Source organism: Amycolatopsis sp. NPDC051373 (genome assembly GCF_040689465.1).
Classification (GTDB): Bacteria; Actinomycetota; Actinomycetes; order Mycobacteriales; family Pseudonocardiaceae; genus Amycolatopsis.
This window is the reverse complement of the sequence record NZ_JBFBAE010000017.1, coordinates 81206-94975: the sequence shown is the minus strand read 5'-3', so window position 1 is coordinate 94975 and position 13770 is coordinate 81206. Positions and strand designations below refer to the sequence as shown.

General features: G+C 69.5%; 15 protein-coding genes. 7 read left to right on the top strand and 8 right to left on the bottom strand.

From position 1 onward, the window contains the following. The 3 genes from AB0383_RS29590 to AB0383_RS29580 all read left to right on the top strand — a co-directional run bounded on the left by AB0383_RS29590 (position 1) and on the right by AB0383_RS29580 (position 3555). Positions 1 to 1419, top strand: a complete 1419-nt coding sequence (locus AB0383_RS29590) for a GH1 family beta-glucosidase (protein WP_364172335.1) — start codon at positions 1 to 3, stop codon at positions 1417 to 1419. A 384-nt stretch (positions 1420 to 1803) separates the two neighbouring features. Further along, positions 1804 to 3159, top strand: coding sequence for a ricin-type beta-trefoil lectin domain protein (locus AB0383_RS29585; protein WP_364172337.1), 1356 nt, complete (start codon positions 1804 to 1806; stop codon positions 3157 to 3159). Between the two features lie 168 nt (positions 3160 to 3327). Beyond that, positions 3328 to 3555, top strand: a complete 228-nt coding sequence (locus AB0383_RS29580; protein ID WP_364172339.1) for a hypothetical protein — start codon at positions 3328 to 3330, stop codon at positions 3553 to 3555. Here the strand turns inward: AB0383_RS29580 and AB0383_RS29575 are convergent. After that, the gene (locus AB0383_RS29575; protein ID WP_364172341.1) at positions 3521 to 4300 is read right to left on the bottom strand and encodes a hypothetical protein; all 780 of its coding nucleotides are present in this window, start codon (positions 4298 to 4300) and stop codon (positions 3521 to 3523) included. The genes AB0383_RS29580 and AB0383_RS29575 overlap by 35 nt on opposite strands. Positions 4301 to 4413: 113 nt before the next feature. Between AB0383_RS29575 and AB0383_RS29570 the strand changes: the two genes are divergently transcribed. Together AB0383_RS29570 and AB0383_RS29565 are read left to right on the top strand one after the other, a co-directional pair. Beyond that, entirely contained in the window at positions 4414 to 4941 is a 528-nt protein-coding gene (locus tag AB0383_RS29570; protein ID WP_220244170.1) for a molybdenum cofactor biosysynthesis protein, read from the top strand. Further along, entirely contained in the window at positions 4938 to 5372 is a 435-nt protein-coding gene (locus AB0383_RS29565; RefSeq protein ID WP_364172342.1) for a cupin domain-containing protein, read from the top strand. The genes AB0383_RS29570 and AB0383_RS29565 overlap by 4 nt, the downstream gene beginning before the upstream one ends. A 13-nt stretch (positions 5373 to 5385) precedes the next feature. Here AB0383_RS29565 and AB0383_RS29560 read toward each other — a convergent pair whose 3' ends face one another. From AB0383_RS29560 to AB0383_RS29550, 3 genes are all read right to left on the bottom strand, one after another. Next, positions 5386 to 5613 carry a hypothetical protein gene (locus tag AB0383_RS29560; RefSeq protein WP_364172344.1) on the bottom strand — a complete coding sequence of 76 codons (228 nt, stop codon included), beginning with the start codon at positions 5611 to 5613 and terminating at the stop codon, positions 5386 to 5388. Positions 5614 to 5849: 236 nt separating this feature from the next. Next, positions 5850 to 8024, bottom strand: coding sequence for a hypothetical protein (locus AB0383_RS29555; protein ID WP_366189102.1), 2175 nt, complete (start codon positions 8022 to 8024; stop codon positions 5850 to 5852). Continuing rightward, positions 8024 to 8935 carry a 5'-methylthioadenosine/S-adenosylhomocysteine nucleosidase gene (locus tag AB0383_RS29550; protein ID WP_364172346.1) on the bottom strand — a complete coding sequence of 304 codons (912 nt, stop codon included), beginning with the start codon at positions 8933 to 8935 and terminating at the stop codon, positions 8024 to 8026. The genes AB0383_RS29555 and AB0383_RS29550 overlap by 1 nt, the downstream gene beginning before the upstream one ends. 186 nt (positions 8936 to 9121) lie before the next feature. On the opposite strand from AB0383_RS29550, the gene AB0383_RS29545 reads away from it, so the two are divergent. Then, positions 9122 to 9829, top strand: coding sequence for an NUDIX domain-containing protein (locus AB0383_RS29545; protein ID WP_364172348.1), 708 nt, complete (start codon positions 9122 to 9124; stop codon positions 9827 to 9829). A gap of 214 nt (positions 9830 to 10043) precedes the next feature. Here AB0383_RS29545 and AB0383_RS29540 read toward each other — a convergent pair whose 3' ends face one another. After that, a complete protein-coding gene (locus tag AB0383_RS29540) occupies positions 10044 to 10925 on the bottom strand; it encodes an ion transporter (RefSeq protein WP_366189101.1) in 882 nt (293 codons plus the stop codon). A gap of 78 nt (positions 10926 to 11003) precedes the next feature. After that, positions 11004 to 11534 carry a DUF4232 domain-containing protein gene (locus AB0383_RS29535; protein WP_366189100.1) on the bottom strand — a complete coding sequence of 177 codons (531 nt, stop codon included), beginning with the start codon at positions 11532 to 11534 and terminating at the stop codon, positions 11004 to 11006. A gap of 304 nt (positions 11535 to 11838) precedes the next feature. On the opposite strand from AB0383_RS29535, the gene AB0383_RS29530 reads away from it, so the two are divergent. Next, entirely contained in the window at positions 11839 to 12063 is a 225-nt protein-coding gene (locus tag AB0383_RS29530) for a hypothetical protein (protein WP_366189099.1), read from the top strand. Here AB0383_RS29530 and AB0383_RS29525 read toward each other — a convergent pair. Together AB0383_RS29525 and AB0383_RS29520 are read right to left on the bottom strand one after the other, a co-directional pair. Further along, positions 12060 to 12620, bottom strand: a complete 561-nt coding sequence (locus AB0383_RS29525; protein WP_364172357.1) for a M15 family metallopeptidase — start codon at positions 12618 to 12620, stop codon at positions 12060 to 12062. The genes AB0383_RS29530 and AB0383_RS29525 overlap by 4 nt on opposite strands. Before the next feature lie 104 nt (positions 12621 to 12724). Next, on the bottom strand, positions 12725 to 13714 hold the full coding sequence (locus tag AB0383_RS29520; RefSeq protein ID WP_364172359.1) for an ArsR family transcriptional regulator: 990 nt from the start codon (positions 13712 to 13714) through the stop codon (positions 12725 to 12727). Between the last annotated feature and the right edge of the window lie 56 nt (positions 13715 to 13770).

Below are 13770 nucleotides of genomic sequence, written 5' to 3'. Positions count from 1 at the left end.
ATGCCCCCACAACCCCTGTCCGCCGAACTCCTGTCCGCGTGCGCGCAGACGGGCCTCGCGTTCCCGCCCGGGTTCGTCTGGGGCGCTGCCACGGCGGCGTTCCAGGTCGAGGGTTCGACCACTGTGGACGGCCGCGAACCGTCCGTCTGGGACACCTTCACCACCCGGCCGGGCGCGATCCGCGGCGGCGACACGGGCGAGCCGGCGGCCGACCACTACCGGCGTGCGCGCGAGGACGTGGAGCTGATGCGCTCGCTGGGCCTCGGCGCGTACCGGTTCTCCCTGGCGTGGCCGCGGATCCGGCCCGGCGGCGTGCCGAACGTGCGGGGTATCGCCTTCTACGACCGGCTGGTCGACTCGCTGCTGGCGGCGGGGATCCAGCCGTGGGCGACGCTGTACCACTGGGACTTGCCGCAGCGGCTGGAGGACCTCGGCGGCTGGACCTCGCGTGACACGGCCTACCGGTTCGCCGAGTACGCGGAGACGATCGTGAGCGTGCTCGGCGACCGCGTGGCGAGCTGGTCGACGCTCAACGAACCGTGGTGCGCGGCGATGCTCGGCTACGCGAAGGGGATCCACGCGCCGGGCCGCGTTTCGGCCACCGCCGCGGCCGCCACGACCCACCACCTGCTGCTCGGCCACGGACTGGCGATGGACGTGCTGCGCCGCGACGCCCCTCGCGTACCCGCCGGGATCACGCTCAACCTGTATCCGGTCACGGCGGATTCGGACTCGCCCGAGGACGCCGAAGCCGCGCGGCGCGTCGACGGGCAGCAGAACCGGCTGTTCCTCGACCCCGTGCTGCGCGGCGGTTACCCGGCCGACGTGGTGGCGGACCTCGCGCCGTTCGGGTTCGCCGACGTGGTGCGCAACGGCGACGAGGCCGTGATCGCCGCGCCGGTCGACTGGCTCGGCGTGAACTACTACCGCGGCTACCGCGTCGCCGGCTCTCCTCGGCGGGGCAGCTCACCCGCGGGCCTGGAGTGGCTCGGCGCGGCCGACGTGCACTTCGTCCCCGACCCGACCGCGCCGCTCACGGACTCGGGCTGGGAGGTGCAGCCGGCCGGGCTCACCACGTCGCTGCTGCAGGTACACCGCGACTATCGGCCGGTGCCGCTCTATGTGACGGAGAACGGCGCCTCCTACCCTGACGTGCTGCACGACGGCGAGATCGCCGACGCCGATCGCGTCGCGTTCCTCGAAGCGCACCTGCGCGCGGCGCACGACGCGCTGGCCCAGGGCGTGGACCTGCGCGGCTACTTCTACTGGTCGCTGCTGGACAACTTCGAGTGGGCCGAGGGGTACGCCAAGCGCTTCGGCCTGGTTCACGTGGACTACGCGACACAACGGCGGACGCCCAAGCGCAGCGCGCAGTGGTACTCGGAAGTGATCGCGCGCGGCGGCGTGGGCGTGAATTAACCCGGCTTTCCCCGCCCCGAATACGTTTCACCCGGAAAGCGCAAAGCTTCATTCACCGGAACAACCAAAGAGACCAATGCGACAAACAGGACGCCCGGTGTTCACCCTTGTGGACACCGGGCGCACCACTGGCCCGGTCTGGTCTGAACCTGTCGGACAGGATGTGGCCATGACCTGCTGTGATCGCTCCGCAACCCGTTGCCAAGGACTGGGACGACCGGTATAACTTTCTTCACAACACGCACGAAGTGGCTGGCAATTCGGTCCCCCACCGTTTCTCCGGAATTGCCCGCCCGTACCCGGCCCTGCCGTTTTCGCCAATTCGGCCGGACGCGGGTAATCGTGCGCGCAATTCTCCCTCCCCGTCCCCCTGGAGTTCACGGAATGCGCATTTCGAAACTCAGAACGCTCGCTGCCGCGGCTCTGCCCGTGCTGGCCGGCGTCGCCATGGCCACCGTCAGCCCCGCCGTGAGCGAGGCCGCCCCGGCCGCGGGCGCGGCTTTCCCCGCCCACTACTCGGCCCCGTACCTGCAGGTCAGCGACGGCGACATCGGTCAGATGGCCGCCGACATGAACGCGACCGGCACGAAGTTCTACACCCTGGCGTTCCTCACGCCCTCCTCCGGCTGCAACCAGCTGTGGGAGGCCAACGGCACGGGTGTCGGCTCGTTCAAATCGCAGATCAGCTCGCTGCAGGCCGCGGGCGGCAACGTGATTCCGTCGTTCGGCGGCGCCGCCGGCGGTGAGATCGCGCAGACGTGCACCAACACCTCGAGCCTCACGGCGGCCTACGCCAACGTGGTCAACACGTACGGCACGCCCCGCCTGGACTTCGACATCGAAGAAGACACCATCAAGGACACCGCGGCCAACGCGCGCCGCAACTCCGCGCTCGCGGCGCTGCAACAGCAGAACCCGAGCGTGCAGGTGGACTACACCCTCGCCGTCGACCCGAGTGGCCTCGGTTCCACGCAGATGGACATCCTGCGCGACGCCAAGAACAAGGGCCTCAACGTCAGCGTCGTGAACCTGATGGTGATGGACTTCTACGACGGCCAGCCGGTGCTCGGGGATGCGCTCGCGTCGGCGCGCACGGCCGCGGGCCAGCTCGCGAGCCTCTACGGCATCTCGACGTCGGCGGCCTACGCCAAGATGGGCCTCACGCCGATCGCCGGCCGCAACGACGACGGCGCGCAGTTCAGCCAGTCGGACGCGCAGCAGCTGGAGACGTTCGCGGCGCAGAACGGCGTGCAGGAGCTGTCGTTCTGGGAGCTCCAGGACTACGACCGGGCCACCGGGTACGCGTACTCGCGGATCTTCAACGCCATCACCGGCGGTGGCGGCGGCACCACCCCACCGCCGACCGGCGGCACGCAGATCACGGGTTACGGCGGCAAGTGCGTGGACGTCGCCGGCGCCAACTCCGCCAACAACACGAAGATCGACCTCTACACCTGCAACGGCACCAACGCGCAGCAGTGGACCTCCACCGGCGGGACGCTGCAGGCGCTGGGCAAGTGCATGGACGTCGCCGCGGCCGGCACCACCAACGGCACCAAGGTGGGGCTCTACGACTGCAACGGCACGGCCGCGCAGCAGTGGACGCACAACTCGGCCAGCGAGCTGGTGAACACGGGCTCCGGCAAGTGCCTCGACGCGACCGGGCCCAGTTCAGCCGACGGCACGCCGCTGCAGATCTGGACGTGCACGGGAGCAGCGAACCAGTTGTGGTCCTTCTGAGTCGGTAATTTTCCTCCGGTTTCACCAAGGCCGGTGGGGAGCGATTTCCTTGCTCCCCACCGGTTTTTCTTGTTCTGAAGAACTTCTCGCGGTTTGCCGTCATGGCTCGCGGGGCCGGTCGTCGAATCCACGTCGGGGCCAGCCCACGAGCAGAAGCGAGGCAAAACGATGACCGTTCAGTGCCACGACGCGGTGGAAGAGGTCGGCGTCTGGTTGACCGGTGAGTTTTCGGGACGGGTACCCGCCACGACGGTGGCGGACGTGGTGCGCGCGACGCGGCGGGACCTCGAAGGCCGCATCGCGACGGAGGAGCTCGGCGAGATGCTGCACCGCATGGCGCGTGCGCGGCTGCAGCGGATGCTCAGTGCGGACGGCCGGATCCCGCGTTCCCGCTGACGCGTTTCTTCTTCAGGTCCGGGGTCGGGGTTCCGCCGAAGAGGTCCCGCAGGCGGTTGTGGCGCGCGGTGTAGCGGGCGCCGAACCGCCGGCGCGACCGGTCGAGCTTGCGCCCGGCGTAGCGGCGCCGGGCCCACGCCGAGTCGGGTTTCGCCAGCCGCAGCGCGCCGACCAGGGCGATCAGCGGCACGACGACACCCAGCACGCCCGTGGCGAGCTTGCCCTTGAGCAGGCAGACCAGTGCCGTGACCAGGTGCACGGCGATGCCCAGCAGGTATGACCACATCGCCGACTCCCCGCGCGTCTCGCCGATCGGCGACGCTTCGAGCAGCAGCAGGATGCCCAAAGACCCGCCGATGAGCACGGCGTCGATGGACTTGCGGCCGTTTTCGGCCCAGTACACGTCGTCGAGGTAGAACCAGAGCGCGAACTCGTCGAGCACGAGCGCGGCGCCCACCCCGAACAGCGCGGCGAGGATCTCACCCCATGGCGCGTCGGGCGAGAACCGGAACTCGAGCGCGCCGACGACCAGCACCAGCAGGATGCCCCACACCTGGTGGTGCACGTGGACGCCGCCGATGTGAATATCGCGGATCAGGCCGGTTTTACCTTGGGGTTTTCGCTGCTTCGCGCGGATGCGGCGCGTGATGCCGCGGACGACCACGAACGTGACGAGGAACCCGACCACCGCCCACATCGCGGCGGCGCGTCCGGTGTCGACGAAGACGCGGTCGTACCAGGTCACGGCAGTCTCCCCCGTGTTTGGTGGCGGAAGACGCTACCACCGTTTGATCCTGGTTGTCCTTTTCCCGGATGCGCTCGGAGGGCGTGTGATCCTGGCGCGGGTAGGGTCGGGGCGTGGACGGCACGCCGGTGGAGATCGTTTCGCTGCTCGTATCACCGGTGCACGCGTTCGAGGGCCGCCCGTCCGACGGCCCGCGGCCGGATCCCGGGCCGGTGTCCCGCTCGTGCGTGGAAGTGCGCGCGGGCTTGGGTTTGGTCGGCGACCGCTACTTCAACCACGCCGCGCACCGCGACGCCGCCGTGACGGTGTTCGATGTCGCGGCGCTCGACGCGTTCGGGCCGGTGGACCCGCTGCTGACCCGCCGCAACATCGTCTTGCGCGGCTTCCGCGTCGACGACCTCGCCGCCACGCGCTCACATCCGGGAGCCGTGTTCACCCTGGACAGCGGCGACGGCCCCGTGCGTTTCCAGGCCCGCCGCCCGGCGAACCCGTGTGCCTGGATGGACGTCTCCGTCGCCCCCGGCGCCTTCCGCGGCCTGCGCGGCCGCGGCGGCGTGCGCTGCGTCCCGCTCGACGACGGCGTGCTGCGCGTGGGCCCGGCTCGCCTTACGGTGGTGGAATCGACTGTGGAGGCCCGATGACCGACCAGTGGCACCAGCCGTTGCGCCACATCCGCGGCGGCTCGTTGACCGGGGACACCAACCAGACCACCGGGATGCGCCGGCTCGAGGCCATCTCGGGCAAAACGGTGGGCTCGCAGAAGGTCTGGATGGGCGAAACGCACGTCACGCCCCACACCAACTCCGGCGACCACCACCACGGCGAAGCCGAGACCGCCATCTACGTGCAGTCGGGCCACCCGGTGTTCGTCTTCGCGGACGGCCCTTCGGAGATCCGCCTGGAAACCTCACCGGGCGACTACGTGTTCGTGCCGCCGTACGTGCCGCACCGCGAGGAGAACCCCACGGGCGAGGACGCCGTGGTGATCATCGCGCGCAGCAGCCAGGAGGGGATCGTGGTGAACCTGCCCAGTTTGTGGGCCGAGGTGGAGATCCCTTCGGATCAGAGCTGATCCCCCTCCGAGGTCAGGACCCCGGCAGCACCCGGCTGCTCAACGGCAACGCCTGGCGCTCCGGCGGCCACCACACCTGCGCGGGCGGCGGCGGCACGTCGTCGTCGGCCAGTTCGAGGGCGTCCTGGCCACGCTGCCACCGGCTCCAGTGCGCGGCGCACAGCCCGCGCCACAGCGAGTCCTCCGAGCACTCCTGCCGTCGGCACGGCTGCACCTGCTGCCCACTATCAACCACGTTCACGTCTCCAACCCGCGCCTCGGCTCCCGACGCTCCCCAGCTTGCCTCGGAAACGATCGGAACACCCCGTGTGCGCGCCAACACACCCTTGTGCAGCAACGACAACGAAGGACTTCAGCGTACTCCCGCCCGTCGGCCGCCCGGGCCGGGGCGTGCAGCACTCGTTCAGCGGTTGACGGCGCCGCCGGCCGAGGCCCGGGGGCGGCCCGAAGACCGCCCCCGGGTTTCCCTCCCCCGGGTCATCGTGGCTCGGGGACCTGCGGTCCCGCCTCCGGGCCGTCTTCACCGAAGGGGTCACGCAGCCCGTCGGCTAGCAACCTCGGCCCGCCGGCGCGGCGCCAGTCCTCGGACCGTCGCCGGCGGCGTTCCTGCTCCCGCGCGATCCAGTCCCGGCCTTCGGCGGCGACGGCTTCGAGCACGTGCAGCGCACCGACGATGCCGGACGCCTCGAGCGCGAAGAAGTTGAGCCGGGCCTCGTCCTCTTCCTCGGTCACGTCGACCTGACGGCGGTAGGTCTCGACGACCACCGAGATGTCGTCCCCGTCGAGCAGGCGCAGCCGGAACGCCCGCTTACGCAGGGTGTGCTTGTCCAGGTGCGCGGCGGTGTCGTCGGACCGCACGATGTAGCGCTTGTTGTCGGCGTAGCGCACGCCCACCTCGGACACCCGCGCGGATGCCAGGGCGTCGTACCGGAAAGAGGTCCGCCGCTCGTCGTGGACGTTCGCGTTCAGGAAGTCGAGATCCACCTCGATCTCCCGCACGCCGCTGCGCGTCAGGAGGAACACGAGAACCACGTACTTCGAGTACCGCATCGGCCCGCCGAATTCGCGGGCGCGCAGCGCGGAGGGATCGCCTTCCGTGAGAACCACGTGAGCGACGACGTCGCGGTTCGCGAGGGAAACCCGGCGCAGTGCCGCGGTCTTGAGGTGGGACTTGTCGAGGTCCAGCCACACGGCCATCTCCGCGTCCGTCGGCCGATCGGAGAGCACCGCCAGCCACGCGTCGTAGCCCTGCTGCTCCTCGGCGAACAATCGCCGGCCGGCCGCTTCCTGCTCCGTCTGCAACTGCCGCACGGCATAGACCTGCACAACCGGACGCCACACGAGAAACGCGCCGACCGCCGCGAAGACCGCGCCGCCGACGTACCCGGCTTGCGAGCTCGCCATTCCCACGAATCCGGCGACCGCTGCCGCGGCACCCACGCGGAACAGCGCGACCGTTCGCGAGGACGGCAGCAAGGCCGCGCGATAGCCGAACCTCGTGCCGGTCAGCCAGCCGTCCGCGACGCGTTTCGCGTGCCACCGGATCAGCCAGTTCACCATGGTGGCCTTGACCTGGGCGTTTCCGTAGAGGGTGACGAACCGCCACTTGAGGTACTCGCGGACCCCTTCGGTCGCCGCCTGCCACGGACCTTCGACGTGCGGCCGGGCTTCGGAGAACCGCGCGTCCACCTGCTCGTGGATCTGCCGGACGAAGTCGGTCGAAACCCAGTGCCCCGGTGACACCATCGCCTGTCGCTGCAAGGTGTATCCGTGCTCGGCGTCCAGCCACGCCAGCTTCCTGGCCCGGAACTCCCGGTCGAGCCCGAACCGCAGGGCACCGCCGAAACCGGCACCGAAAATGACCAGGGCGACCAGTCCGAGCGCCGTGTTTCCCGAACCGATCGAAGCAAGCGCCACGATCACCGCGATCACGAACGCCGCGACACCCAGCCAGATCCGCGCCCACGTCGCCGCGGGAACGTTCACCGGCGGCACACCGAGGACCCTGGGCTTGGCCGGGGTGGGCTCGAAGAACTTCCACGCGCGCTTCGTTCTGCCACCACCCAGTCGCGCCTTCGCCACCCGCTCGGCTTCGACCACGTCGAGGTGGTCCTGGATCGCCCCGCCGAGCATCATGTCGAGGTGCCGGGTGATCTCGATCTGACGGCCGATGGGCAGGGCGTTGAAGTTGTCGATGGCCTTGGTCAGCGCCGTCTGTTCGAGAGCCTCCCCGCTTTCCTGCCCCCACACGCACGAAAGCAGATCGGCCACCACGGCGAGCGCGGCCCGCCACTCGTCGTCCGGGAACCGCGCCGCCGTGCGGTTCGCGTCTTGGTACCGCGAGTACATTTCGTCGCCCATCTCGTTCAGCGAGCGTTCACTGAAGACCGAGAGCGCGTAGTAGTAGGCGATCTGGGTGCCGGCGTGTCCGTTCCGCAGCAGTTCGGCGAAGATCGATTCGGCGGCACGCGCGGTACCACCCCGCAGGTGGTTGAGAGCGACCTTGAACTTCCGATCCGGCGGATCCTCCTGGTTGATGTGATAGGTCCCGTTGTCGTGGAAAGTGGTCGGACCGTGGATCGCGCCGATCTGGTAGCCGACCTGAGCGTCGCCCTGGGCGATGGGGCCGCTCTCTTGTGGTGGGAGGTTCATTACTTCTCACCACCGAAATTCGCGCCGCCGTTGATCACACCGATCTGGTGCCGGACGCGGGCGTTGTCCCGCGCGATCAGGGTCGGCCCCGGACTCGGCAGCACCGCCGGCTCCTCCTTCGCGCTGCCCTCACCGTCTCGCCCGTCGTCGAGGGCAGCGGCCAGTGCGACGGCGAAGGCCGCGGCGTTGCGGGAAGCCGGCCCCTGCCAGCCTTCGCGGTCGGTGAGTTCCTTTTCGCCGCCGGCGTGGTCGCTGATACCGCGGATCGTGACGGCCGGGATGTTCGCGTTGAGGTGACCGGCCAGCGCCAGGCCGGCGCTCTCCATCTCCACGGCCACGGCGTCGTTGTAGTTCTTGTGCAAGAGGTCCGCGACGTCGGAGAGCTTGGAGTCGAGCACCACGTCGCCGGCCGCGATCGGTCCCAAGTGGACACGCGGGGTGTTGCCCCGGATCTCCTCCGACAGACAACGGCTCCAGGTGCCGTCGCGCTTGAGTGAGCGCGCGATCTGGTCCGCGCAGTGGGACAGCTCCCAGGCCCGCGGCCGGCTCAGCAGCCCTTCGTCGACACTGCGGCCGCCCTGGTAGGCGTAAACCTTGTCCGCCACGACCACGTCGCCGAGCTGGAGCCATTCGCGCAGGCTGCCCGCGACACCGACGAAGAGGATCGCCGCCGGGGAGAACTCCGCGACGGCGCGTTCGGCGAGCGCGGCGGCCTTGTCGTTGCCCATGCCCGTGACCGCGAGGGCCACGGTGCACCCCGGCCAGTCGTCGAGCGTGCCGACGTCGAACAGCGTGCCGGCCCGGTGGCTGCGCTGCTCCACACCGGTCATGCGGGCACGGACCGCTCCGTGCTCGATGTCCAGCGCGGTGAGGATGACGATCATGGGGTCACTCCGAATCGTTTCCGTCATGGCGTTTCCTCCCGGGCAGCACGGGGTGACCGGCGGCCCGGTCGGACGGGGTCGGCGGCGGGAGGTGATGAGTGCAAGTTGCACGGTAGACCGCACGGCGCATTCTCGTCAATACGACGAATATTTTCCCGGCGGCTACACTGTGCACTATGGACACTCGCCCGGGCGCCGCGGAATGCGCCGACGATGCCTGACGACGAGGACTGGACCCCGCCCGAGGTCGCCGTCGCCGTGGACCTCGCCGTGCTCACAGTCCACGACGGAGCGCTGCAGATCATGCTGGTGAAGCGTGGAATCCCGCCCTACGAGGGGACGCTCGCACTCCCCGGCGGATTCCTCGCTTCAACCGAGGAGGACCTCGACGTCGCTGCCGCACGCGAGTTGCAAGAAGAGACCGGGCTGCACGCGAAGGATCTGCACCTGGAGCAGCTGCGCACGTACGGGACACCGGGGCGCGATCCGCGTCGCAGGGTCGTCACCGTGTGCTACCTCGGCTTCTCGCCGAACCTGCCGGAGCCCGCAGCGGGCGGAGACGCGAGCGAGGCGGTGCTCATGCCCGTGGACAAGGTGCTGCGACCGCGGGCGACGGTCGCGTTCGACCACAAGAAGATCATCACCGATGCCGTGGAACGCGCGCGGAGCAAGCTCGAGTACACCACGCTCGCGGCGGCGTTCTGCGGTCCCGAGTTCACCGTGACAGACCTGCGCGAGGTCTACGAGATCGTCTGGGGCGAAACCCTCGATCCCCGAAACTTCCACCGCAAGATCATGAGTGTGCCGGGTTTTCTGGTACCGACCGGTGAACGGGTGTCACGCCAGGCCGGCCGCCCCGCAGCCGTGTTCCGGCGCGGCCCGGCCACCATCCTGCACCCCGCGATGCTGCGCAGCTCCTGACGAAATTCTCGTCACCTTGACGTTAAAGGCGGTCAGGCCTACCGTGAATCCCATAATCGTCACATCGACATGAATGGGGTCGACATGGAGATCCACTGCACGGCCGGCTACGCGGTCCGCGCCGTCACGCTCGCTTTCGCCGCCGGCGCGACGCTGGGCGGCGTGCTGACCGGGTGCACGCTGGACACGGCCACACCCCAGCAGCCGCCTCCGGTCACCACCGCTTCTCAGGCGGTTTGGTCGGTTCCGGACGGGGATGGCTGAGGTCGTACTCCCGTGCCGCAGTGCGCTGTGGCCGGGTGCGGAGCAGGCCTTCGTCCGGGGAGTCGTCCAACTCGTTCAGGCCGAGGGCAACGGCGCGGCGGATCTGTTCGCGGTTTTCCCTCACCACGGCGGAGAAGAAGTCGTCGATGCGGGGGTCCAGGAGGACCTCCAGCAAGACCCGGAAGGAAGCGTCGACGGCCGCGCGGACGATCTCGTCGTGGAAAGGCAGGCGGCGCAGGCGGCCGAGCTGCGGGTCGGCGGCGAGTTTTTCCGTGATGATGGCCCGGAGTTCCACCTTGTTCTCGCTGAGGGACTTCGCGAGGTTCTCCGGGTAGTTGCCCGTCTCGAGGACCTTGACGACCTCGTCCAGCACGGCGATCGTCACGGGTTTCTTGATGGCGCGCACGATCGGGTCGGAAAGTTTCTCCACCAGGCGGTAGAAGAACTGCTCCCCGACGGCCCGGTCGGCCGCGCGGCCGATGCGGATGAGCAGCAGCAGCCCGGCGATCAGGTGGTGCTGCGCGACGAACGGCGGGTACGCGACCGGGATCATCGCGAAGACCTCGTACCAGTTGCGCGTCAGGAAGGCCATGCGCCAGGCGACCTTGCGCCACCGCCAGAGGAAGTGGAGCAGGAAGATGCCGCAGACCACGCAGTCGACGCCGAAGAACCACGCGTCGAGCTCCGCCGGCGGCGGGGGGCCGAGCAGCAGGTAGCCCAGGCCCCCGACAGAGACGACGGCGAGCACGAACATCACCCAGTCGTCCACGTGCACGTTGCCGGGGAGGATCCCGCTGTTGAGCTCAGCCTCCCGCCGGCCGGTTGTGGTCATGCCATCTCCAGGAATCGACGCCGCGTGGCCCGATCATGGCACGTCAGCACCCCTCGGGCCGTGCGACGAGCCCCGGCGTCAGGCGGCGATGACCGGTCCCACCGTGACATTGTGGGCCTCGGCGGAAGCGTCGAGGGGCGACTGGTCCCACGGCAGCGTGATCTGCGGGTCGCTGGTGTCGCCGCGAGGGGTCGTGGTGCCGGGGGCCGTGATGGTGACGGCGGTGGGCTGGACCTGGTGCTCGGGCGCCTCGATGCCGCTCCAGTGCAGGAGCATGGTGGCCTGCTGACCGTCGGCGATGGTCACCAGGGGCGCGTCCGAGGAGCCGGCCTCGGGGGTGACGGTGACGCCGTCGGCGCCGGTGAAGGAGACCGGCAGAGCGCCCTGGAAGTTGCAGGACTCGCCGGGCTTCGCGGTGAACACGACGTTCGCGTAGCGCTGGCCGGCGCCCGGGTCGCCGGCGACGATGGTGGTGTCGACCTGAGCCGCGGTGCAGCGGAAGTCGGTGGGCATGGCCGACGCCGTGCCCACGCTGATGAACGCGACGGAGGCGGCGGCCGCGCCGGCCAGAGCGGTGATGGTGGCGGCCCGGCGAAGAGTGCTGGTCATGGGGTGGCTCCCTCCCTGTGCGCGAGCGGACGATCCGCCGCGGAGCGCGGCCGCCGGTGATTCATTCACCGGCCTGGCCCGCTCACTCGAAATATGCCCACACCACGGACGGATTACCGCTCGAAGTGGGATTGCCCCCACGAAAGCAACCTTGAGTAACCACAGGCGTCCACCAGGTAGTGAACGCCGCGGGAGGATGACTGCGCGCCGAAGACCTGACCGAAGTATTACCTCATGCATAACCTGTTTGACCGGTGACGAATTCGCGTGCCAAGCTCGGTGTCACGAACCGGAGGAGGAGCGGATGAGGACCATCGGCAAGGGGGTCGCGGCGCTGGCCGTGATCGGCGGCTCGCTGGCGTTCGAGACGGTGCCGGCCACGGCGTCGGCCACCGGCACGGCCTTCACCACGTCGAACGGCCGCGTGGTCACCCCACCGGGACCCGGCTTCGGCACCCCGGAACGCGGCGACGACCCGGTCGCGTGCTTCCTGCTCGACACGTTTCGCCGCCGCACCAAGGAAAGCTAACCCGCGGCGTTCGGCAACGGCGCCGGGCACGTGCCACCCGGCGTCGTGAGCAACTCGAAATGCCACAGCTCATTGGAATACGCTTGGCAGAGGCCGTAGTCGTCGCCGTGGCGGATGAGCCAGTCGTCGGCGTCGGTCGGGCCGATGTCCACGGCCTTGCCGGAGACGTGCGTCGATTTCTCCGGCGTGTTCACGTATTGGCGCGCGCTCTGGAGGCTCCCGTACTTCTGGATCCCCTCTTCGAGCAGCCGCTGCTGATACGCCTTGCTCCGCCACCCCGAAGTCACCTTGAACTCGATCCCCCGCCCCCGCGCGTCCGTCGCCGCCTGCTGCACCGCTTTCAGCAGGTTCGGGTCCAGCTTCGACACGGCCGGATAGCTCGTGTCGAACGGCGTGAGGTACTTCCCGGACGGAATTCCGCCCTGCGCCGGATCGGTGTCGGGGTCGGAAGAACCCGAGGCGACGCCCGTCGGCCACTCCGCCGCCGCCGTCGAACACCCCGCGACGAGCACCGCGGGCAGCAGCAACAGCACGAACTTGGCACGCATTTCAGGCATTCCCACTCCCGGATGACCCCACGACGATCACCCGGACCACGGTGCAACCCGCGTGTCCCCGGACCGTCAGGCGAATGTCCGCGCCGCGTAACAGCTGCGCAGGATCACGTAACAGCGCGCCGGCCGAGCAGCGCCTCGCCGAGCGGAGTCGTCAGGTACAGCACCGAACGCCCGGACCGTTGCCCCGCGACCAGGCCGTTCTCCCGCAACACGCGCAGGTGCTGCGACACCGCGCTCGGCGAAACACCGCGCGACACCGCCAGATCCGTGGTCGTCGCGGGCGACCGCAAGGCTTCCAGCAGCTCGGCCCGCGCCCGGCCCAGCAGGCGGACCAGGGCGTCCCCGGCCGGTGCGGCACCGACTGTCCACAGTGCACCGACCCCGCGTGCCGGATACCGCACGGTGGTCTGCGTGGCGGTGTTGCGCTTGATCAGCACGTCGGGCGAGCCGAGCACGACCGGCATCAGCACCAGACCACCCGGGCCCCGGTTGACGACCACGTCCCGGCCCGTCCCGGAGAGGCGCAACCATCCCGCCGACCAGCTCAGCTCCGGATGCAGATCGGCGAACAGCCGTTCCGCGCCGCCGACCGCCAGCTGCCGCGCCCGGTGGACGACGTCGGCGTCCAGCACGGCCCGGATCCGTGGCCAATGCGGCGCCACCAGCCGAACGTAAGCCACGCGCAACTCGGCCGCCAGCACGCGCAACCCCGCGGCCGGACGCGCCACGAACTCCGCGACGATCGGCGGCGGATCGTCCCCGAAAACCCGCGAAATGCTGGCCCGCACCTGGCGCGCCGCGGTGCGCCCGAGCATGGCGAGATCGTCGTCGATCGTGCTGGTCGCGTGCGCCGGAGCGGGGACGAGAAAGTTCGGCCAGCCCAACCCCTTGGCGGTCAGCAAAGCCCAGACCAGCGGCACGTCGAGCGGCTCACGGGCGAGCTCGTCGGCCACCCACCGCAACCACGGCTGGTGCAGCGGCCCCCGGGTGCGCCCCATGACCTGGAGCAATGCCGCCACCGTCTCCGACAACGGCGACACGGCGAACCGCGTCGCCGCCAGCTCGGCGACGCCCACCTCGACGATGTCCGCCACGCCACCGAGTATGTAGCATGAAGCTAAATCATGTCGCCGCCGGCGCAGCGCCACCA

Coding starts and splice junctions, on each gene's coding strand:
- AB0383_RS29590 (WP_364172335.1), top strand. CDS start 1: ATGCCCCCACAACCCCTGTCCGCCGAACTCCTGTCCGCGTGCGCGCAG.
- AB0383_RS29585 (WP_364172337.1), top strand. CDS start 1,804: ATGCGCATTTCGAAACTCAGAACGCTCGCTGCCGCGGCTCTGCCCGTG.
- AB0383_RS29580 (WP_364172339.1), top strand. CDS start 3,328: ATGACCGTTCAGTGCCACGACGCGGTGGAAGAGGTCGGCGTCTGGTTG.
- AB0383_RS29565 (WP_364172342.1), top strand. CDS start 4,938: ATGACCGACCAGTGGCACCAGCCGTTGCGCCACATCCGCGGCGGCTCG.
- AB0383_RS29555 (WP_366189102.1), bottom strand. CDS start 8,024: ATGAACCTCCCACCACAAGAGAGCGGCCCCATCGCCCAGGGCGACGCT.
- AB0383_RS29550 (WP_364172346.1), bottom strand. CDS start 8,935: ATGACGGAAACGATTCGGAGTGACCCCATGATCGTCATCCTCACCGCG.
- AB0383_RS29545 (WP_364172348.1), top strand. CDS start 9,122: ATGCCTGACGACGAGGACTGGACCCCGCCCGAGGTCGCCGTCGCCGTG.
- AB0383_RS29540 (WP_366189101.1), bottom strand. CDS start 10,925: ATGACCACAACCGGCCGGCGGGAGGCTGAGCTCAACAGCGGGATCCTC.
- AB0383_RS29535 (WP_366189100.1), bottom strand. CDS start 11,534: ATGACCAGCACTCTTCGCCGGGCCGCCACCATCACCGCTCTGGCCGGC.
- AB0383_RS29530 (WP_366189099.1), top strand. CDS start 11,839: ATGAGGACCATCGGCAAGGGGGTCGCGGCGCTGGCCGTGATCGGCGGC.
- AB0383_RS29525 (WP_364172357.1), bottom strand. CDS start 12,620: ATGCCTGAAATGCGTGCCAAGTTCGTGCTGTTGCTGCTGCCCGCGGTG.